19 protein-coding genes are annotated in these 21,371 nt (G+C 57.4%); 13 read left to right on the forward strand and 6 right to left on the reverse strand.

The genetic code is table 11. The annotated features are described in order from the left end of the window. Window positions 1-142: 142 nt before the first annotated feature. Window positions 143-1,405: a sensor histidine kinase gene (locus tag RAM15_RS04420; protein WP_306220929.1), complete on the forward strand. Its 1,263-nt coding sequence runs from the start codon at window positions 143-145 to the stop codon at window positions 1,403-1,405. Next, on the forward strand, window positions 1,402-2,055 hold the full coding sequence (locus tag RAM15_RS04425) for a response regulator transcription factor (protein ID WP_306220930.1): 654 nt from the start codon (window positions 1,402-1,404) through the stop codon (window positions 2,053-2,055). Before RAM15_RS04420 ends, RAM15_RS04425 begins: the two co-directional genes overlap by 4 nt. A 27-nt stretch (window positions 2,056-2,082) precedes the next feature. On the opposite strand, the gene RAM15_RS04430 is transcribed toward RAM15_RS04425, so the two are convergent. Both RAM15_RS04430 and RAM15_RS04435 read right to left on the reverse strand, forming a co-directional pair. After that, entirely contained in the window at window positions 2,083-4,611 is a 2,529-nt protein-coding gene (locus tag RAM15_RS04430) for a UvrD-helicase domain-containing protein (RefSeq protein ID WP_306220931.1), read from the reverse strand. A gap of 206 nt (window positions 4,612-4,817) precedes the next feature. After that, on the reverse strand, window positions 4,818-5,111 hold the full coding sequence (locus RAM15_RS04435; RefSeq protein ID WP_045924523.1) for a hypothetical protein: 294 nt from the start codon (window positions 5,109-5,111) through the stop codon (window positions 4,818-4,820). Window positions 5,112-5,358: 247 nt separating this feature from the next. Here RAM15_RS04435 and RAM15_RS04440 point away from each other — a divergent pair, with 247 nt between their 5' ends. Next, window positions 5,359-5,949 (forward strand): xanthine phosphoribosyltransferase, encoded by a 591-nt coding sequence (locus tag RAM15_RS04440; RefSeq protein ID WP_306220932.1) that lies wholly within the window; start codon window positions 5,359-5,361, stop codon window positions 5,947-5,949. Window positions 5,950-5,988: 39 nt separating this feature from the next. Here the strand turns inward: RAM15_RS04440 and RAM15_RS04445 are convergent, their stop codons facing one another. From RAM15_RS04445 to RAM15_RS04455, 3 genes are all read right to left on the reverse strand, one after another. Further along, window positions 5,989-6,981 carry a D-2-hydroxyacid dehydrogenase gene (locus tag RAM15_RS04445; protein WP_306220933.1) on the reverse strand — a complete coding sequence of 331 codons (993 nt, stop codon included), beginning with the start codon at window positions 6,979-6,981 and terminating at the stop codon, window positions 5,989-5,991. A gap of 70 nt (window positions 6,982-7,051) precedes the next feature. Continuing rightward, complete coding sequence (locus RAM15_RS04450) at window positions 7,052-8,221, reverse strand: aminotransferase class I/II-fold pyridoxal phosphate-dependent enzyme (protein WP_306220934.1); 1,170 nt, start codon at window positions 8,219-8,221, stop codon at window positions 7,052-7,054. Between the two features lie 340 nt (window positions 8,222-8,561). Next, on the reverse strand, window positions 8,562-9,506 hold the full coding sequence (locus RAM15_RS04455; protein WP_306220935.1) for a sugar-binding transcriptional regulator: 945 nt from the start codon (window positions 9,504-9,506) through the stop codon (window positions 8,562-8,564). 154 nt (window positions 9,507-9,660) lie between these two features. Between RAM15_RS04455 and deoC the strand changes: the two genes are divergently transcribed. The 10 genes from deoC to RAM15_RS04505 all read left to right on the forward strand — a co-directional run bounded on the left by deoC (window position 9,661) and on the right by RAM15_RS04505 (window position 19,534). Further along, on the forward strand, window positions 9,661-10,311 hold the full coding sequence (gene deoC / locus RAM15_RS04460; RefSeq protein ID WP_267430489.1) for a deoxyribose-phosphate aldolase: 651 nt from the start codon (window positions 9,661-9,663) through the stop codon (window positions 10,309-10,311). Between the two features lie 94 nt (window positions 10,312-10,405). Beyond that, window positions 10,406-11,776 carry an L-fucose:H+ symporter permease gene (gene fucP / locus RAM15_RS04465; protein WP_306220936.1) on the forward strand — a complete coding sequence of 457 codons (1,371 nt, stop codon included), beginning with the start codon at window positions 10,406-10,408 and terminating at the stop codon, window positions 11,774-11,776. 14 nt (window positions 11,777-11,790) lie between these two features. After that, window positions 11,791-12,807: an aldose 1-epimerase family protein gene (locus tag RAM15_RS04470; RefSeq protein WP_306220937.1), complete on the forward strand. Its 1,017-nt coding sequence runs from the start codon at window positions 11,791-11,793 to the stop codon at window positions 12,805-12,807. A 7-nt stretch (window positions 12,808-12,814) separates the two neighbouring features. Next, entirely contained in the window at window positions 12,815-13,741 is a 927-nt protein-coding gene (gene rbsK, locus RAM15_RS04475; protein WP_306220938.1) for a ribokinase, read from the forward strand. Window positions 13,742-13,894: 153 nt separating this feature from the next. Further along, on the forward strand, window positions 13,895-14,719 hold the full coding sequence (locus RAM15_RS04480; RefSeq protein WP_306220939.1) for an oxidoreductase: 825 nt from the start codon (window positions 13,895-13,897) through the stop codon (window positions 14,717-14,719). A gap of 350 nt (window positions 14,720-15,069) precedes the next feature. After that, window positions 15,070-16,077 carry a hypothetical protein gene (locus RAM15_RS04485; protein WP_306220940.1) on the forward strand — a complete coding sequence of 336 codons (1,008 nt, stop codon included), beginning with the start codon at window positions 15,070-15,072 and terminating at the stop codon, window positions 16,075-16,077. Beyond that, window positions 16,064-16,390, forward strand: a complete 327-nt coding sequence (locus RAM15_RS04490) for a hypothetical protein (protein ID WP_306220941.1) — start codon at window positions 16,064-16,066, stop codon at window positions 16,388-16,390. The genes RAM15_RS04485 and RAM15_RS04490 overlap by 14 nt, the downstream gene beginning before the upstream one ends. Before the next feature lie 428 nt (window positions 16,391-16,818). Then, on the forward strand, window positions 16,819-17,115 hold the full coding sequence (locus RAM15_RS04495) for a hypothetical protein (protein ID WP_306220942.1): 297 nt from the start codon (window positions 16,819-16,821) through the stop codon (window positions 17,113-17,115). Window positions 17,116-18,755: 1,640 nt separating this feature from the next. Further along, the gene (locus tag RAM15_RS04500; protein WP_306220943.1) at window positions 18,756-19,181 is read left to right on the forward strand and encodes a TetR/AcrR family transcriptional regulator; all 426 of its coding nucleotides are present in this window, start codon (window positions 18,756-18,758) and stop codon (window positions 19,179-19,181) included. Further along, on the forward strand, window positions 19,178-19,534 hold the full coding sequence (locus RAM15_RS04505; RefSeq protein ID WP_306220944.1) for a hypothetical protein: 357 nt from the start codon (window positions 19,178-19,180) through the stop codon (window positions 19,532-19,534). The genes RAM15_RS04500 and RAM15_RS04505 overlap by 4 nt, the downstream gene beginning before the upstream one ends. Window positions 19,535-19,672: 138 nt before the next feature. Here RAM15_RS04505 and guaA read toward each other — a convergent pair whose 3' ends face one another. Continuing rightward, the gene (guaA, locus tag RAM15_RS04510; protein WP_306220945.1) at window positions 19,673-21,235 is read right to left on the reverse strand and encodes a glutamine-hydrolyzing GMP synthase; all 1,563 of its coding nucleotides are present in this window, start codon (window positions 21,233-21,235) and stop codon (window positions 19,673-19,675) included. Window positions 21,236-21,371 lie beyond the last annotated feature (136 nt).

A 21,371-nucleotide genomic window follows, 5' to 3' on the forward strand; every position in this document is an offset into this window, starting at 1 on the left:
TGACAGCCGTCATCAAAGTTGTGGATGCTCAAATCAAACCTATGACATTTGTCACGGGTGGTCCTGCCTGCGCCTAGGCTCAGGAACGGGTAGCCCGAGAATTACTATTTGAGGCAATAGGTAACAGGGCAAGGAGGCATTCATGGGCAGGATAGCTGGCTGGCTGATCCTGCTTGGTCTGGGGACCTTGTGCGGATCGTGGTATGGTTCAGGGGTTTCAGGAACCCTGATCGCCGGGCTTCTGGCCTCAATAGCCGCAGGAGCCCTGTGTGAATGGCTGCTGCCAGCGCCAGGTTCCATCTGGGGCGGCGCTCTGGTGTCGCTTTTGGCAATGTTCATTCAAGACTGGCTTTTCTTCTTGCCGGCTCTGGCCTTCGAGGCGGGGGTCGGACTCGGAGCTATGGTTCCGGCTATCAGATCAGCCGGCATGAAAGATTCCCGAGCCAAGGACTCCGGGCTTGCCCGGCCCAGGCTGCTCTTGGCCTTGCTGCCGGCATTCTTTTGGCTGATACCGGCCATGGCCGACCTCATACTGTTCACAGGCCTCACCCAGCGCTATGCCCTGCTGACTTTGTTGACATCAGCACTGGCGCAAGGCGGCGGACTGGCATGTGCACACTTGGCCGTGGCTAAGGGTCGTGTCTGGCAGATTGAAGACACCGAGCGCTACCGGATTCGCCAACTGCACGGCCGCATCAACGACTTGGACGAAGAGCGGGCCCAGGCGACCCGAATGGCGCACTTATCCGAGCGGACCCGGATCGCTCGGGATATTCATGACAATGTGGGTCACCTGCTCACCCGAGCCATCATGCAGATCCAGGCTGGCCGGGTGGTTGCGCAAAGCAAGGGCGATCAGAGTACCGAGCAGATATTGGGTGATGTCGGCAAGACCTTGGATGCAGCCATGACCACAATCCGTCGTTCGGTGCATGACTTGGAGGATGAAGGCACCGACTTCGCATCCCAGATGGAGGATGCCAGCTCCGAGGCTTCTATGGGGCGGCTGAAGGTCGATCTGAACAACGGCATTGAGACAGCGCCTGCACCAGTGTGCCGTTGCCTGGCCACCATTGTTCGCGAGGCCCTTACCAATACGGTCCGCCATTCCTCAGCCAGGTCGGCGCAGGTCATTCTGCGCGACCTCCCTGCCTTCTGGCAGATGGTGGTGCAGGACGACGGCGGAATTCAGCACTCGCAGCCTGACAGCTCGCCCACTCAAGAGTCAAGGCTCCAGCGCGGCATGGGACTGGCTGATATGGAAGCCAGGGCCAGGGCCTTGGGCGGCACGGCCAACAGCGGCCCCAACCGACAGGGTTGGAAGGTCTTCGTATCCTTGCCCAAGGAGCCCTGGTCCAACCACAGCGCAGCTGAGCATGGAGAGGATAGGAAGGTCATGGCATGAAAGTCGCTATCGCTGATGACGATCCGATTGTCTGCTCGTCCCTGTCAACGATTTTGACGGCAACCGGTACTGCAGACGTGATCTGGACAGCCAATGACGGCCAGTCAGCCCTGGATTGTTTCCAAGCGACTGGCGGCTGGCCTGACGTGCTGCTGCTCGATGTACAGATGCCTGGCATGGACGGCCTGGAGGCGGCGGAGCGCATCATCGCCCTGGATCCGGCTGCTCGGGTGCTCTTTCTGACCACCTTTGCAGACAAGGAATATATTTCCCGCGCCCTGGCCTTGGGAGCCAAGGGGTATGTGATCAAGCAGGACGTGGCCTCAGTGGTGCCGGCCCTCCAAGCCGTCATGGCAGGGCAGACGGTTCTTGGAGCCGAGGCCGTGGCTAACCTGTCACTTGGCAAGCAGGAGGAGCAGACGCGAAAGGACCCAGCTGAGCCTGCTCCCCGGCGCTTCCAAACCCTGACTGACCGCGAGCGTGAAATCGTCGTTCTGGTGGCCGACGGCCTCGATAATCAGGCCATCGCCAGGCGTCTCTATCTCAGCGAGGGCACCGTCCGCAATCACATCTCAGCCATCCTGGCCAAGACCAACCTGGCCAACCGCACCCAGCTCGCTGTGGAATGGCTGTCTGCACAAGAGTCGTGAGCATACAGTTTTTGGAGTCTCAGTCCTTTAGAGCTTTTCGATCGGCGCCAAACGCAGCATCAGCCTCTTGGTTCCCTCGGAACCGAAGTCCACAGTCAGGACCGAGTTGTGACCCTTGTCCTGAATGTCGACCACCTTGCCCAGGCCATACTGGTCGTGGGCAACCCTGTCACCCAGGGAGAAGTCCTGAATGGACAGGCCGTTCGACTTGGGCTGGACCGAGGCCTTGCCAGCGTGCGAGGTTGACGACGGGCTTGTCGTGCTCCGCCGAGTCGTGACCCTTCCATTTCTGGAGGAGGAGCCGCGGGAGCCGTAACCCGATGATCCGAACGACCGCTGCGAGGAGGCCCGCGAGCGCCCGTACCCATTGCGGGAAGAGCCGAAGCCGGAGCCGAACCCGCCGAATGAACGATGACCGAATGCACGGCCGTCGCTTTCATCCTCGAAGCCGCCGAATTCGTCCTCGTCGTCACCCAGGTCCCAGCCTGCGCGCATCCGCTCGTTGCCGGCCTGCCGACGCTTCCAGTCGATCAGATCGTCAGGGATGTCATCCAAGAACTGGCTGGGCAGCATCTCATTGACCTGCCCCCACTGGGAGCGGACGGCCGCCCGGGTCAGGTAGAGACGCCGCTTGGCACGGGTCACGCCCACATAGGCCAGTCGACGCTCCTCCTGCATCTCATCGGTATCCTCCAGGCAGCGGGAGTGCGGGAAGGTTCCCTGCTCCATGCCGGTCAGGAAGACCACCGGATACTCCAGGCCCTTGGCCGTGTGCAGGGTCATCAGCGTCACCTTGCCCGAGTCGTCGCCCAGGCCCGGCAGCTGGTCCGAGTCGGCCACCAGTGCCGTGGTCTCCAGGAAACCGGCCAACGTAGCGTCAGGAGTCTTCTGCTCGAACTCGGCGGCCACGGACTGCAGCTGGCCAAGGTTCTCCAGCCGGGAGGCATCCTGCGGATCCACCGACTTGCGCAGCTCGTCCAGCATGCCGGAGTCCTCCAGAACCTTCTCAACAATCTGGGATGGCTTGGTATCGTGCTCTGCGGCAAAGTCGGTCAGGGAGGTGATCAGATCCCTGAAGGCCTTCATCCGCTTGACCATCAGCGTGGAGGCCCCGGGCACCTCCTCGATATGCTGCACCCCCTCCCAAAAGGAGACCTGATGCAGATCCGCATAGGAGGTCGCCGCCGCCTCGGCACGTGCGGCCAGGCCCCGCTTGGGCACGTTGAGTATCCGTCGCATGTTCACATCGTCCTGGGGATTGGCGATGGCGTGCAGGTAGGCCAGGGCGTCCTTGATCTCCTTGCGCTCGTAGAAGCGGGTCCCGCCCACCAGCTGATAGGGCAGGCCGGCGTTGATGAGCCCCTCCTCCAAGGCGCGGGACTGGGCGTTGGCCCGGTACATGATGGCCATGTCGGAGTAGGGAATGCCCTCCTCGCTGCGCAGCCGGGCGATCTCGGTGGCGATCCAGGCAGCCTCCTGCTGGGCGTTGTCGGCGGCATAGCCCACGATGGGCTCCCCCTTGCCCAGGGCGGTCCAGAGCTTCTTGGGCTTGCGGCCCTCGTTCTTGACAATGATGGCATTGGCCGCATCCAGAATGGTCTGGGTGGAACGGTAGTTCTGCTCCAGGAGGATGGTCCGGGCTCCAGGGAAGTCCTTCTCGAAGTCCCTGATGTTGCTGATGTCAGCCCCTCGGAAGGCATAGATGGACTGGTCCGAATCGCCCACCACGGTGATCCAGGCCTGGTCCTGCTTGTCGGCATCGGCACCGGCCAGCTCGCGCATGAGCACATACTGGGCATGGTTGGTGTCCTGGTACTCGTCCACCAGCACGTAGCGGAACCGATGGTGGTAATACTGGGCCACCATCGGGGACTGCTGGAGCAGCTGGACCGTGCGCACGATCAGATCGTCGAAGTCGACGGCGTTGGCCTGAGCCAGCCGATGCTCGTACTCGGCGTAGACCACGGAGTAGAGCTCCTCCTCGTTGCCGAAGCGGGCGGTGATCTGCTGGCCGCGCTGCCCGGGCCGGTAGTCGGGGGCGTACTCCTGCAACTGTGTGCGCCAATCCTGCAGGTTGTTCTTGTAGTCGGATATGCGGCTCAAAATGTTTCTGGGGGTGTAGCGCTTCAGATCGATGTTGAGATCCTTACCGATCAGTTTGATCAGACGTTCGGAATCGGCCGTGTCATAGATGGTGAAGCCTGATCGCAGGCCGATTTCCTTGCCGTCCCGCCTCAGAATGCGCACGCAGGCCGAGTGGAAGGTGGACACCCACATGCGGTCGGCCACGGGCCCGATCAGCCTGCGCAGACGTTCACGCATCTCGGAGGCCGCCTTGTTGGTGAAGGTGATGGCCAGAATCTGGCTGGGCCAGGCGCCGAACTGACTGAGGATCCAGGCGATTCTGCGGGTCAGCACCCTGGTCTTGCCCGAGCCTGCGCCTGCTCCGATCAGCAGGGCCGGGCCCTGGTATTGCACCGCCTCGGCCTGCCGATCGTTGAGCCCCTTGAGCAGCTCCTTGGCGCTGCGCTGGATCAAGTCCGGTTCCTCGTTCACAAGCCACCTCTTGCCATCTGGTCTCGGTCACCGTCTCAGGCCGGATGGCGCACACCCGGCAGACAACTATTTCTACCACAAAGCGGTGTCATCGATCTTGGCTCATGGGTTAGCCGGCAGACATACCAGCAGACATAGAAGACCCCGTCCGCCTTGAGAATAGGGAAAGCGAACGGGGTTTAGTCGGGGAAGTCGAGATGACCCAGTCAGTTGCGCACTTGGTCCTTGGCGTTGTTGACAGCCTCGGTTGCGCCCTGCTCAGCCTTGGCCTTGCCGACCTTGGCATCGGCCTTGGCCTGGTCCATCTTGTCGGAGGCGGCGTCCTTGGCGTCGCCCATCTTGTCCTGGGCAGCGTCCTTGGCGTCGCCCATCTTATCGGCAACGGCGTCCTTGGCATCGGATGCCTTGTCCATAACGGTGTCTTTTACATCGCCAGCGACATCGGAAATCTTCTCGCCGGCAGACTTCATGGCATCCTTTGCATCATCCAGAATCCCCATATGGTCCTCCTTAGGTCCTTGAACGCACCGTGACGATGCGTGACCATTGCGGTCAATTTTCACTGTAACAGTCAGGGCCTTGAATCCGCGGATTGACGGGCTGACACGCCAGGAAGACACTCCAATCCGCTGGAGGTGAAACCTGGCGGATCAGGGCAGCCGGACCACAGTCCCAGAACCGGGTTATCTTGGTGTCTATCCGTCGGGACCATAGGGGCCCCGCATTCATGACGACAAGGACGATGACATGCAGGAACTTGAGGAGCGAATCCGCCGCCAGGGCACGGTCAAGCCTGGCAATGTACTCAAGGTGGACGCCTTCCTCAACCATCAGTGCGACGTGCGGCTCTTCGACCACATGGGCGCTGAATGGGCCCGCCTGTTCGCTGGACACAAGATCGACAAGATTCTGACCATCGAGGCATCCGGCATCGGCATCGCCTGCCTGGCCGCCCGCCACTTCGGGGACGTGCCGGTGGTATTCGCCAAGAAGACCCAGTCCATCAACCTTGACGGCGACCAGTACACGGCCCGCATCTACTCCTTCACCAAGCAGCGTGAGTACCCCGTCATCGTGGCCAAGCGCTTCCTCAAGGAGGGCGAGCACGTGCTGATCCTTGACGACTTTTTGGCCAAGGGCAACGCCCTGCACGGTCTGATCGACATCTGCCATGATGCCAAGGTCGTCATCGAGGGCATCGGCATCGCCGTGGAGAAGGGCTTCCAGGAGGGCGGCCGCACCCTGCGCAAAGAGGGCTACAACCTCAAGTCCCTGGCCATCGTGGAAAGCATGGACCCGGACCGGGGCACCATCACCTTTGCTCAGAACCCAGCCTGAGCAGGTCGGCGCCCGGTCCGGGTGGCATAAACCATGGACTCAGTCCACCTGATGCTCGCTGGTGCCGCCCTCCAGGATGGTCTTCACATCGTTCAGGGAGATGTTGACCATGGCGTTCACGGCGGCATCGGTGTAGAAGCCGATGTGGGGCGAGACCTCCACATTGGGCATGGCCTTGAGGGTCTCCAGGGCCTGGTTGTCGACCTTGGTTCCGCTCAGATCCTTATCGAAGATGCCGGCCTCCCCCTCGATGGTGTCGATGGCGGCACCGGCGATGGACTTGGTCTGCAGGGCCTTGATCAGTGCCGGGGTGTCCACAATAGGGCCACGGGCGGCGTTGATCATGAAGGCTGAGGGCTTCATGGCATCCAGGGCCTGCGCATTGATCAGATGATGGGTGGTCTCGTCCAGCGGCGTATGGACGGTGACGATGTCGGCCCGCTTCAAAAGGGTGGGCAGATCCACATAGTCCAGGGTGTCTGCCAGCTCGGGGCGGTGAACCGGATCATTGGCGATCACGGTGGAGCCCAGGGCCCGGAAGATCCTGGCCACGGCCGATCCGATCTTGCCGGCTCCGATGATCCCCACGGTCAGATTGTGGATCTCGTGGGCCTGAAGCCCAGCCCAGGTATAGTCATCCTTGGCTTCGCGAGCGCTGGCCTCCCCCAGATGCCGGACCAGACGCATGACCTGGGCCAGGACCAGTTCGGAGACCGACCGGGGCGAGTAGGCAGGCACGTTGGTGACGACCAGCCCGTTCTCCCGAGCGGCCTGCAGGTTGACGATGTCATAGCCCGTGATCCGCAGGGTCAGCTGCTTGAGGCCATACTCCTTGAGCCGCTGGTAGAGCTCGGGCTCGGGCAGGGCCGCGTGCTGCTGGATGACGATACCGTCGTATCTCTTGATCATGTCCACGGTCTTCATCCCCAGATCGTGGTCGGTGGTGTCCACCTGAATGTCATTGGCTTGCGCCCAGGCCTGAATGGCCTCCTGCTCGTCGGGGCGTACTGAATACATGAGAATACTGGTCATTTTCTAGTCCTTGGTAACTGTCTTCGTTGATGGTTGATAGAGAGTGGTTGTTGGATGAATCCCAGGGGAATCATCCGCGATTTTGACGCATATAGTCGCTGATTCGCTCCACCGCGGTGTGCAGATCCTCCATGGAGGCAGCATAGGAGATGCGGACGTAGCCTTCTCCCCCAGGCCCGAAGCTTGCTCCGGGGATTACCGCCACCTTGGCCTTTCGAGCCAGGTCGTAGACGAAGCTCCAGCTGTCGCGCATGCCCTCAGGCAACCGGGCGAAGATATAGAAGGCGCCCTTGGGATCGATGACATCCAGACCGACCTCGGGCAGGGCCTTGACCAGATAGTCCCGCCGCTTGCGGTAGGCCTCGCGCATCGGATCCGTGTCATTCATGCCCTTGGTCAGAGCCTCCTGGGCCGCATACTGGGCGTTGGTGGTCACCGAAGTGATGGTGAACTCGTTGACCTTGCTGAGCTGGTCAATGACGTCGGCCGGGCCAGCGGCGATGCCGACCCGCCATCCAGTCATGGCATGGGACTTGGAAACCCCGCCAAGAACGACCGTCTGCTCAGGCAGAATGGTGCCCATGGACACATGGGTGCCCTGGTAGGTCAGCTCGGCATAGATCTCATCGCTGAGCACGAAGAAGCCGTGCTTGCGCGCCACCTGGGCCAGTGCTTCCAGATCCTCGCGGGCGTAGGTCACCCCGGTGGGGTTGGTCGGATAGTTGAGCACCAGGGCCTTGACCGGACCATCGCTGTGTTCGATGGCGGCCTCCAGCTTGTCCGGCCTGAGAATGAAGCCGTCATCGGATGTGTCGACGAAGACGGTCTTGGCGCCGCTCAGCTGGGCGATGGGGATATAGAGAGGGAAGATGGGCGTGGGCAGAATGACCGTGTCGCCCGGGTTGATCATGGCGGTAAGGCCCGAGAAGATGCCCCCGGTGGCCCCGGCCGTAATCACCATCTGCGTGTCAGGGTCGTAGTCCAGCCCGTACTTGGCGTGTAGATAGTCGGCTGCCGCCTTGCGCAGACTGGGCATGCCGCGACTCTCGGTGTAATGACTGTGGTTGTCCTGGATGGCCTGAATGCCCGCCTGCTTGACGTGCTCAGGGGTGAAGAAGTCCGGTTCCCCCAGGGTCAGCTTCACGATGCCGTCTATCCCGGCGATCTCCTTGTTGAACTCGAGAATGTCGCTCGGCGCCAGAGCTTTGACCCTGGCATTCATATGATCCGCCAATGTCATTGGCTTGTCCTTTCCCATGCGGTTACTTCAACCATTGTCGCTGGTGCTGCCCTACCGACTATGCGGTGACGATGCACGGGAAATGCTGTCGACGACTGCAGGGCCGGTGGGTTCCGATCCATGCAACCGTTCCTACAAGGCACGCGGCGTCACAGATCGAATCCGTGCCACCAATAGGTAAATCGTGTGCCCTGCATGCTGAAACCTCCTGCGGAATCTACAATCAGCATTGATAGTAAGCGTACAGCGGTGTTTCAACAATCATACGAGCGCGACCATTATTTGACCAAACGCTTGTGTACTGGCAAGCAGCGCAATTCCCTCGATTGCAGAGGTTCGCCTATTCCTCCAACAGACGCATGGCAGCCTGCGAATCCGTAATCAGCACGTTGGCATAGCCGCCCAGAAGCGCCGCACGCATGGATGCTATCTTGGGAGGCCCTCCCGCCACCAATATGGAACATGGCTTCTTGCGCAACCGATCAAGCTGTATCCCCACCGTTCTTGCGTCAATGCCGTCATCCGCAATGGAGCCGTCAGGAGCTATAAATCGTGAAAGCACATCGCCGACAGCCTTGTGCTGCAGCATGGCAATCTCCCTACGGGAGAGATATCCCAGCTTGAAGAGCATGGCATCGTCACGAACGGTTCCGCAGGTAAACAAGGCGATATCGGTCCGATCGCCCTGACGAACAATCCTGTCTATAAAACGGTCCTTGAGCACAATATCCCGAGTCAATGCGTTGTCGAAGATGACCGGCAGGGGCAGCACTGTAGTGGTGGTGCCGAAGGCCATGCCGAATTTCAAGGCGATATCCGCGGCATAGTTGTTGAAGTCAGATGCGGAGACACTTCCCTTCAACTGCACCACCGATACATCCTTGTGCTCATTAGGGCGCAGATGATCGGCTACAGCCTTGAGGGTTCTCCCCCAACTGATGCCCAGCCGGTCGTGATCGCCGACGATCTCAGCCAGGTAATCTGCTGTAACAGCACCCAGTTTGTCCCTGATGGCATCTTCATCGCCGGTCGAGTCATAGGCCAGCCTGACCTCGCGCAGGCCGAAAGCCACCTTGAGTCTTCTGGCCAGGGACTGCAGATCAGCCTGGGGATCAGTGATGAGCACGCGGACAAGCCCTTCTTGCCTGGCGTAGGCCAGAAGACGCGAAACCGTCGGGCGAGAAACGCCCAGTCTGCGGGCGATGGCGTTTTGACCCAAGCCCTCCTCGTAATACCAGTGACAGACTGTGACAGCTTGATTCCTATGCTGTTCATCGTCGATCATGAAACTTCCTCTTCTCCTAGTCGTGCGGAAACAGCAGCCAATGACAGCGTCAGGTCATGTGATGTTCGAGCTTCAGTTTTGAACATATGTTCATTTTAGCATTTTACTTCCGTGCATTGACTGTTACAGTGATGCCCACAAGGAGGTAACAATCATGCAGATCAATCGCCTAATCGATCACACGCTGCTCAAGCCGGAGGCAACACTCGCTCAGATCGACCAGGTCATCGACGAAGCCCTGAACAATCATTTCTATTCGGTCATGGTCAATCCCTACTGGGTTTCCCACGTCCATGAGCGGGTCAAAGGTTCGGATGTCCTGACTGCCTGCGTCATCGGCTTCCCCCTGGGTGCCAACACCACAGCCAGCAAGGTCGCCGAAAGCCGGGAAGCCATCGCAAACGGAGCCGATGAGCTGGATATGGTGATCAACATCGGCGAAATGACGGGCGGTCGAGAGGAGCTCGTTGCCAAGGATATTCGTGCAGTCGTCGAGACCGTGCATCAGGCAGGAAAAGTCATCAAGGTCATCATCGAGACAGCTCTGCTTGACGATAAGCAGATCGCGCGGGCCAGCAGGCTGGTGGCCGACGCAGGCGCTGATTTCGTCAAAACATCCACTGGATTCGCCAGCCGTGGCGCCAGTGTGCACGACATCGAAGTCATCAAACAAGCAGTCGGCGACAGAATTCACATCAAGGCCGCCGGCGGCATCCACACCAGGCAAGAGGCTGAGGCCCTGATCAAGGCAGGTGTGGAACGGCTGGGCACCAGCTCCAGCATGGCCATCATCGGCAAGGCCTGACCTCGGCGTCCGGGGGCCGGCCCCCCGGACCGACTCTTATATTCTCGGCACACGCAATGCGGCGGCCACCGAATGCAAACCCAAGGAGGGGTTCATGCAATCAACAACCTTACAGAAGCGTCCAAAAGCATCCTTTCATCCATTCAGACTGCGCGCGCAGGAATTGGATGATGGATACCTGGACAGGACGCCGATGCTCCAGTACATCCTGCTCTCCTGTCTATTCCCCCTTTGGGGAGCGGCCGCCAGTCTCAATGACATACTCATAACCCAGTTCAAGACCATCTTCACCCTGTCCAATGTCGCCAGCGCCTTTGTACAGACAGCCTTTTATCTGGGCTACTTTCTGATCGCCATACCGGCTTCGCTCATCATCAAGAAGACCTCATACAAGGTCGCCATCATGATCGGCCTTTCGCTGTACACCATCGGCTGTTCGATTTTCTTCCCAGCCTCGCGCATGGCCACCTACGGCTTCTTCCTGATCGCCCTGTTCGCCTTGGCCTGCGGTTTAAGCTTCCTGGAGACCTCGGCCAACACCTTCAGCTCCCTCATGGGACCTAAGAAGTATGCCACTCTGCGGCTTAACATCTCTGAGACTTTTTACCCGCTCGGCGCCATAGCGGGCATATTGCTGGGCAAATACCTGATCTTCGGTGCAGGCCAGAGCCTTGAAAAGCAGATGGAAGGGCTTCACGGACAGGCCCGCATCACCTTCGGCGAGCGCGCCCTTCAACATACGCTTTTGCCTTACAAATACATCATCTTCGTCCTGCTGGTCGCCCTAGTGCTTTTCGCATTGACGCAGTTCCCTTCAGGCAAGCCCAGGGTGGATTCCACCAAGCAGCAGCCTCAAGCGCGCATCGGCGAGACACTGGCCTATCTTGCGCACAATCGCCGCTTCCTTTGGGGAATTTTCACCGAATTCATGTATATAGGAATGCAGACGGCTGTATGGTCCTTCACCATCAGATTGGCCATGGAGCTCAATTCCTCAATCAATGAACGTTCGGCATCGACTTTCATGATCTACAGCTATGTCGCCTTCTTCGTAGGCAAGGTGATCGCCAACTTCATGATGAAGTCCATGCACCCCTCCCGGGTCCTGCAGTGGTTCTCGGCATTCGGATTGGCTGCCCTGGTCTACATCCTCCTGGTGCGCAACATGAGTGCCGTCTATGCGGCCATTATCGTCTCGGGCCTGTTCGGACCCTGCTGGGCCACCATCTACTCCCAGACCTTGGAGACGGTAACCGATAAGCGCCACACGGAAACAGCGGGCGCCATCATCGTCATGTCCATCGTGGGCGGGGCTTTCATCCCTGTTGTGCAGGGATTCCTTGCAGACATCTCGAACATGTCCCTGTCCTTCCTGGTCGATGTGGTCTGCTTCGCGGTCGTCTGCGTCTATTCCACAGCAAAGATGCGCGCTTTCAAGGCTGAAGGCGCTCGAGAAAACCAATGAAAGGAAAACCAATCATGCAACAGCTTCACCTCAATCATGACATGTTCGGCCCGGCCGAGTTCACCCTCTATCAGGACGACGATTTCAAAGCCGTCACCTTCACCTACCCATCAGGAGTTGAAGCGGTCCGCATGGAGAACTCGCGCGGCCAGCTCACCGTCCTGCCCTACATGGGCCTGATCATCTGGGATGCGGTCTTCGACTCCATCAGCCTGAAGATGAAGGACATGTTCTCGCAACCCCTTCCCGGCACGGCCATAGCAGATACCTACGGCTGCTTCCAGTTCACGTCAGGACTCCTTGGCGGCGGAACCCCGGCCCCGGAGGACGACTACCAACTCCACGGCGAGGCTCCGACCAGCCGTATGGACAGCGCCTGGCTGGGATTCGGAGATGGGACCATGTCAATACATGGGCAATTCGAATATGTCAAAGGGTTCGGCGACCACTACCTGAGCCGGCCAGCCGTAACCCTGCACGCTGATTCCGGACTCTTCGACATCGGCCTGGAGGTCACCAACCTCTCCAACTACCAGACCATGCCTCTGCAATACATGTGCCATATGAACTACGCCTACGTGCATGACGGGCACATGGAGCAGAACGTGCCTGACGAGGCTTTCCGTCTGCGCCAGACCGTTCCCGCCCACGTCCATCCCACCCCGCAATGGCTGGCCTACAACGAAGAGCTCAAGGCCAGCGGCGAGCTGATCAACGACCTGAACGACGAGAGCCACTACGATCCTGAGATCGTCTTCTTCTCCCAGAACCTGACCAAGTTTACGGATGTGGCCGAGTTCCGGCTCCATCTGAATGCCGAACACAACTTCCTGACACGGTTCAGCACGGAGCAATTCCCCATTGTCACCCGCTGGATCCTGTACAACGCCGACCAACAGGTGGCGGCCTTTGCGCTGCCCGGCACCAGCACGCCTGAGGGCCGCGCCGCCGCTGAGAAGGCGGGCACCCTGATCCATCTGAAGCCCCAGGAAACACGTTCATTCCTGGTAACTACCGGCCTGGAAAGGTAAGGACAATATGGCTGACATCACCGTCATCGGTTCCAACATGTATGAGCTGACCACCTTTGTCGATCGCATGCCGGTGGAAGGAGAGACCGTAGAGGCTCCTGAATTCGAGATGGGATTCGGCGGCAAGGGGGCCAACCAGGCCATCGCCGCCGCCCGTCTGGGTTCACAGGTCAGCTTCATCACCATGGTCGGCAGGGACGAATTCGGCAGACAGCAGCTGGAGAACTATCGCAGCAACGGCATCAGCTCCGATGGAATCGGCATCGCCGATGGAAGCAGCGGCGTGGCGCCCATCTTTGTGGACACCAGCGGCGACAATCGGATCCTGATCGTCAAAGGCGCCAACAAACAGCTCACACCAGCCGCCTTGGACGATAAAAAAGACCTGATCAAGGGATCGAAACTGGTCGTTCTCCAACAGGAGATCGCCTTGGAGACCAACTACCATGCCATTGAACTGGCAGAGGACTACGGCGTGCCTGTACTGCTGAACCCTGCTCCAGCAAATGACGATCTGAACATCGACTATGTCTCCAAAGTGGCCTTCTTCGCACCGAATGAGACCGAGCTGGCCACGCTCACAGGAATGCCCACAGGGACATTGGATGAGATCAAGGCCGCAGCACGGAACTTGGTAAGGCGCGGAGTAGGCAACCTGATTGTCACCATGGGCGGCAAGGGCGCCCTATGGGTCAGCGCCGACCAGGAGCTGCTGGTGCCTGCTGTCACGGTTGAAGCCGTGGATACCACTGGCGCCGGAGATGCTTTCATCGGCTCGTTCGCCCACTACTACACGCAGGGCGAGGATGTGCCAACCGCTCTGGGGCACGCCAACAGATACGCTGCAATCAGCGTCACGCGCCGTGGCACCCAGAAGGCTTATCCAACAGCTGCCGAGCTGAACGACCTCCTGCTGGAAAGGGTGCAGGCATAAGATCTTCGCTATGGTCGCATTGCCAGGCGTGGACGGGTAGACCGCCCTCGTCTGGCTTTTTTATGTCCTTGCAACGAAATGCTGTCATATACTGTGCCTCAAAGAAAAGCAGGAGCCACGATTCACAGACACCAGCCAGAAGGGGTGATAAGTATGACCAATCGAGTGGCGCTGGTCACTGGAGCCACCAGCGGCATCGGGTATGAAACCGCTGGCCTGCTCGCCGATCATGGATACCAGGTATATGCGGCAGGACGACGAGTCGAACGATTGAAGCCACTGGCCGACAAGAGGGTGACGGCCGTGCAGATGGACCTGACCGATTCCGCCTCCATTGAGAAGGCCGTCGCACGAATTCTGCAGAAGGAGAAGCGGGTCGACCTACTAGTCAACAACGCCGGCTACGGCTCATATGGCCCAGTCGAGCAGGTTTCCATCGACGAGGTCCGGCGACAATTCGAGGTCAACCTCTTCGGCCTCGCCCGACTGACCCAGCTGGTGCTGCCAGCCATGCGCCGGGCCAGACGCGGCCGGATCGTCAACACCTCATCCATGGCTGGCCGGATGGTCACCTATATGGGTGCCTGGTACCATGCCACCAAGTACGCCCTAGAGGCCTTCAGCGACGCTTTACGCATGGAAACCCGCCCCTTCGGCATCGACGTGGTCCTGATCGAGCCTGGAGCCATCGCCACCAACTGGGGCGCAATCGCCGCCGACCATCTTCAGAAGGTCACCCGCAAGAGTGCCTATCGAAAGTCAGGGTTCCAAGCTGCTGCTGGATTGCGCAAGCTTTACTCCAGCAGGCATTTGACCCGACCATCAACCATTGCCAAGGCCATCGTCCGTGCTTCGACGGTACGCCATCCCCGTCCGCGCTACCTTCTGGGCTTCGGAGCCAAACCTCTGGTCGCCCTTCATGCCCTGCTCCCCGCCCGTGCCTGGGACTGCCTGATGGTCCATGCCAAGGACCTGTAAACGCTAAAACTACGCACCAGAGCAGTGTCTTCATTGAAACCAGATGCGTGCATGAAGCTTAAGCTCCCCGAAGTCAAATACTGTCCCAGCTATTGTGAAATACCAACAGTCTCATTTACCTCGATTTCCTTGCCAAGGCCGGTATTGACCAGGAGAGCCATGCGAACGACGCTGGGTTGGGGTATTGCAAGTACCTTGCCCCGCCTATTCATTGATATTTGGTTGAGTTTCTGACTGCCCACAAACAAAGCAATTGCTGTAAGCGCCTTTGAGTATCGGACAGTTATAATCTAATTAATTATCGTCATTTATTAGCGTGCAGCCAGCATGTCCTTCGATAGGGGGTTTCATTGAAGCCTGAAGAATCTGAGCTCAACGCCGATCCGGACTCGCCTTTGGCATTTTTCCTGAACGGAATAAGGAATGGCGTCAATAAAAGCAATGCCGCTATTAAAGACATAGTTCATGCACTGGAACGCGAATCCTCCGGATTCGCCTTGGCATATAAGGCCAGGAAAAGTGATTTTCGCCTGGTGGTAGATGCTCCAAAAAATACGCTTGACGCCATCGCCAATGGTGACATTAAGCTGACTGCCGATAGAACAGGCAATACCTTTGCCCAACTTTTGGATCCTAACGGACGATATGGAAAGAAACTGCCCATCAAGCGCGAGGATTTCAGCGGGGGAATTGATCCCGTTCAAGCGGCGAACGCCATACAACTCAGGGCAATCCAAGGTCAGCTTGAAGACATCGCCCACCAGATTGCAGTCATAGATGTGCGCGTGCAGGAAGTCCTCGAGGGGCAGCAGAGCGATAGGCTCGGCCTCCTACAGAGCGGCATGCGCCTTTATCTGCAGGCTCGTGAAGTTGATGACGACACTCTCAGAAAGCTCCTTGTGTCTCAGTCCTTACGCGCTCTATCGGACGCAGAGGCCCAGCTCGAGCTGAAGATGGAGTCTGACGTGAAATATCTCGCTAATGGCGACTATGAGCATGAAAAAGGCAAACGCACAAAACTCATCGATGAAAGAATGGACAGCATCAACAGTTGCTTTCCTGCCATACACCAGGCGTCGATTGCCAGAGCAGCCATTTTTTGCGAGCAAGGAGAGCCCAAGGCCATGGCGAAATCCCTGGAAACATATTCGCACTTCATAAAGACGACTGTGGGAGACCATGCGGGCCTTCTAGCGGAATGCGATCGCTCTGATACAGGAACAGAACAGGGAATTTGGCGATCTCGAGCCGCACTTCAACTTGACGTTTCCAATCTAAGCGAGGCCCTAGCATTGCCTGAGAAGCACCTGTACCTTAAGGTATCTGATGAAAAGGATGAGAGCCATGAAGAGCGTTAGAGGCTGCACCAACCAGGAATGCGACTCTTACAAAAAGAACGACAAATATAAAAAAGACTATGATTACTGCCCAAAATGCGGCTCAAAACTGATGGCCGTATGCAACTCCCGTGGATGCCACACTTTCTTGGATAACCCGGATAGCATCTTCTGCGCCCGCTGTTTGGCCAAAAGAAAAGACCGTGCGGATCATGTGAAGAAGAACATGTCCACCATCGGCGGAAGCGTGTTAGTAGCAGGTGGTTTCCTCGCAAAAAAAGGCAAGACAATCGCCTCAGTTTTAGCGACGGCAAGCAAATTCATACCAAAATGAAGGCCTTCATGGACCGGAACAACATGCCTTGGGCGCGGTGGCTGGCATCCAACATGTACTCCACCCCATATGCGTGGCCAGATGACTGAGTCGACACCATACCAGCTGTTTGCTGACCGGCCAGGGAGCAACACGCTACGCCCAGATCAGTAGGTTCGAAATATGCAACATACTGACGGATAGAGCCAGAAGGCGTTGGGAGTTGAGAGCGGCCAAGGCCGCGACATCAGAGTTTGACGACACAAAACGTGCGATTAGTGATTCCATGATGTTGTTATATAGTTGTTATGAAAGTGAGTCATAGGCGATTCATGAAAGCGTTGAGGTATCGGCGGCTTCTGTGACGAAGACTCTCGCGGCTGGATTCTAAAAGCGATCAGAACTTCAGCGGCCAACAATGAGCACCAGGAATTTTGAGAGGAATAGCCATGAGCTTGACGAATGACAAGAATCCGAGGGTTGAAGTCACAAAGATATTTGCCGACTACGAACACCCCATGACTGCGGCAGTGGAATGGGCCCAAAGCATCGCCACTTCCAGGGGAATAAATCCCAGCAAGGATCAAGTTGTGTTTATCCGTGAACTCAGGCGTGAGGAGCCGAGTCTAAGTCTGAAATCCGCCGTGTACCTTGCTCAGATGACAGAGAAAGCTGTCCGAACCGAACACAACGCAGATGAAACAGGCATCAAGAGTCTGCTGCACACTGATAGCATTATTCCGTGATCCCCACCAGTCCCATTCAAGCGAACTGGGGGTATGGGTATACCTCGAAGTCATCTAAGTGACGATATATTGGGCTCAATATGATTGGGGTCCTTTTGTTGAAGCCAACCTCTCCCCCAAATAAGATAGTGCTTTCAATTTTCTCAACTGCTATGTGGCGATGAGCCACCTGCCCTCTGGTCGGGTATAACACCAGTGTGGCCATACTCTGATCTTAATGATGGCGGTGCTTCCCGAAACGCTTACGTGGATTGCCAAAGATCGGGTCAGACTTGGCTTGAACCACTTCGCTAACCTTGCCCCTCGCATTAATCGGAGCCGATAAAGCGCCCTCTAATCGCGCAATAGAAGACTTCGAGACACCATATGTTTCCCTACATATTTATCTCTTCAACAATTATGTTGGCTTTTTGTTTTTCTGCAGCTAATGCACGGCTATGCCATTTGGCATACATGTCAACCAAAGGAAACTGATATGCAGTCATAGAACACACACAAGGTACTGGCCCTAGTGCAAACAAGCGCGTCAGCGGCACTGATGTTGGTGTTACCGGAACGGCTAGCGTTCCTGAACTCATTACAACTGCGCAGAAGCCAATGATTGAACAGCTCCAAACCAGAGAAAATGGTTCATCGCTCAGCACTGCAGAACTTGATCAATTGGCCGATTGTCTGGATCAGCTTCCTACAGAGATTAAAAATGCCGACTCCAGGACCATTCCGCATTTCGCTGAAAACTGGATAACTTCTTAGCTGACGGAACCTTCTTTTATAACTGACCCTCAGATAACCAGATCCAACCGAGGTTTGATTTGGGAGGGTTCATTTTCCAGACAGGAATTGTCTTTATACAATACGGTGTCCCGGCCTATAGGATCGTCAGCGGAATCAGCACGCTCGGTAAAGTCTGGGGCGGAATTTCCGGTATCAAATGGGCGCTGCGATCAGGTCATGCTGAGCTCTGATTGGAGGAGATGTTGCCAGAGTGCTGTTGTGAATAATTGGGATTGACTGTGTAATAAGGGAATGCTTCGGCTGATTTATGCTCTGAGTATTTGCAATTCAGGTGACTACTGACACCATAAATGTTGATGGTCGCCAACTCTACTTGTAATTAAAGGAGTGTCGAATGAAACCTGGAAGAGACGCGGAACTTGTTCCGGGTCCATTTATCGATATCTGGATTGTCAGTATCATCGTTAGCGACGTTGACGGGTCGATATTTACACTGGTCTTTCTCGTTGTAACCATTATCGAAAACTGCACATATAAGTTCAACAATTCTCGTTGATATCCAGCTGATAATCGTATTCCTTGTTGATTCCCTAGAAGCCCTGAATATATTCGTTCAATCAAAAAACAGAACACCGAAAGTTCCTCAGGGCAGTAGTTTCAGCGGGAAACATGGTTATTACACTGGTTATCACTTCTCCTATGGCAGTTTTTATGCTCGGATAGGCTTTATGCTCGGATGGGGGCCATCTTCATGGCTCTTGATTCTCGTGCTCATCGCTGGAAGCTTGCCATCGAATTACTATTTCCATCACCGACTGCTTCTAAAAAGAAGTAACGATAATCATGAGCAAGAAGACCGTCCATTATTCTTGACCATTCAGTCAAATAATGCTATCTTGGCGTGTATGGGTCGCAAGAGAAGTTTCGATGATGATGAGGTACTTGCCCGTGCCCGCGAGGTTTTCCTGGAGCATGGCTATGAGGGCACTTCGATTGATGCTCTCGTCGAGGCCACGGGTCTGCTCCGGGGCAGTCTCTACGGTGCCTTCGGCAGCAAGCGTGGCATGTTCGTGGCTGCGCTACGTGATGCAACGGATTCTGAGTCGAACGATTCAGGAGTGCTCAATCTGGTATTGGTGGCACTCATGGAGCTGTCAGATCATGATCTTGAGGTTCGCAGGCTGGTCAGGGATTACCTTGTAAAGCTGTCCAGCTCAGGATCTGACGATACCAATGCTGTGACCGTTGATGTCGCCACGCTCCTTGGTGAGACGCTGCTGCAGCGTGCACATATTCGGTTGCAGTCTGATGATGAAAGAAGCAAGTCATGAACAACAAGGTGGCAATTGTCGGACAAACGCTGGAGATTGAACCGCAAGGCTTGGATAAGATGTGGTCGTTCAAAGGGAAACTGGTGGTGCCGCTCGAGCATGTTCTCGGTGCCAGCGAGGATCCGGGCATTCTTGATGATGCCAAGGGGCTGCGTGCGCCCGGCCTTCATGTTCCCGGTAAATGGGCCGGCACATACATTGAGCATGGGGAAAAGACATTCTGGAATGTCACCAGACCGGAAAGTCCCATTGTCATCCAACTCAAGGGTGAGCGCTATGACCGACTGGTGCTCGGGGTGGAACATCCTCGTGAGCTGGTTGACCAGATTAACGCGGCCATTACAAAGCAATAAACAATAAATTGCTGGACCTGAGTTCTTCTATCGACTATCGGAAATTCAATAGCCCGAGAACCAGATAACTGGGCCGACAAGTCATATGTGACCATACCGTCTTCGACGTATCGCCGTATGGCTCGTCGGCCCAAATGCTCACTCCCATTCGATGGTTGCCGGAGGCTTTGAGGTGCAGTCCAGGACCACGCGGTTGATGCCCGGGCACTCGTTGGTAATGCGAGTGGAAATAGTAGACAGCACATCATAGGGCAGCCGTGTCCAGTCAGCGGTCATGGCGTCCTCGGAGGAGACCGGACGCAGCACGATCGGCGAGCCATAGGTGCGCTCGTCGCCCTGCACACCTACCGAATGCACATTGGCCAGCAGCACCACCGGGCACTGCCAAATCTGCCGATCCAGCCCAGCCTTGGACAGCTCCTCGCGGGCGATGGCGTCAGCCTCGCGCAGGGTCTCCAAACGTTCCTGGGTGATCTCGCCGATGATGCGGATGCCCAGACCAGGGCCCGGGAAGGGCTGACGCCAGACGATCTGGTCAGGCAGGCCCAGTTCGGTGCCGATGGCCCGGACCTCGTCCTTGAAGAGGGTGCGCAGAGGCTCGATCAGCTGGAACTTGACGTCCTTGGGCAGACCGCCCACATTGTGGTGGGACTTGATATTGGCCGCTCCGTCTCCGCCGCCCGATTCGACCACGTCGGGGTAGAGCGTGCCCTGCACCAGGAACTTGACTTCCTTGCCGGTCTTGCCGGCCTCCTCAATCACCTGCCGCTGGGCCTTTTCAAAGGTGCGGATGAACTTCTCGCCGATGATCTTGCGCTTGCGCTCTGGTTCGGAAACACCCTTGAGGGCGGTCAGGAAGTCCTGCGAGGCATCCACGGCGATCAGCTTGATGCCAGTGGCGGCTACGAAATCATGCTTGACCTGCTCGGCCTCCCCCTTGCGCAAGAGCCCATGATCCACAAAGACGCAGGTCAGCTGGTCGCCGACGGCCCTGTGGACCAGAGCGGCCGCCACGGCTGAATCGACGCCGCCCGACAGGCCGCAGATGACCTGGTCGTCACCCACCGTGCGACGGATCTTCTCCACCTGCTGTTCGATGATGCCCGAGGCGTTCCAGTCCGACGGTAGTCCGGCGCACTGGTGCAGGAAGCGGTCGATCAGGTCCTGCCCCAGAGGGGTGTTGGTCACCTCGGGATGCCACTGGACCCCGTACAGCCCCCGGGAAGGATCCTGCATGGCCGCCACCGGAGCACCCTCGGTATGCGCCAGGACCTCAAATCCCTCAGGCGCACGGTTGACAGCGACGCCATGGCTCATCCACACATCCTGCCTTGCGGGTGAATCCTGCAGGATTCCCTTGGCGCTGTCGATGAAGGCCTCGGTCTTGCCGTACTCTCCCAGGGCCGCCTTGTCCACCTCGCCGCCCAGCTCATGGGCCATGACCTGGAAGCCGTAGCAGATGCCCAGCACGGGCACCCCTGCCTCGAAAATCCTCTTATCTATGGAAGGTGCCCCATCCACGTAGACGGAGGCCGGGCCGCCGGAGAGGATGACCGCCTTGGGATCCTTGGCCAGCATCTGATCCAGGCTCATTGAATGAGGCACCAGCTCGGAGTAGACCCCCGCCTCCCTGACTCGACGAGCGATCAGCTGGGCGTACTGCGCACCGAAATCGACCACCAGGACGGGACCCTGTGCCATAAGACTCCTTATATATACGTATGCTGTATCTGCCATGGATGCCCGAGAGCGACGATTCAACGCCCGCGGACAAGTCCAGTATGGTTGCAGTTTTCGACAATGCTACCGTCATTGAGCCCTGGTCGGCACCCCCGGC

Origin of the sequence: Bifidobacterium asteroides, assembly GCF_030758775.1 — a bacterium.
GTDB classification, from domain to species: domain Bacteria; phylum Actinomycetota; class Actinomycetes; order Actinomycetales; family Bifidobacteriaceae; genus Bombiscardovia; species Bombiscardovia kimbladii.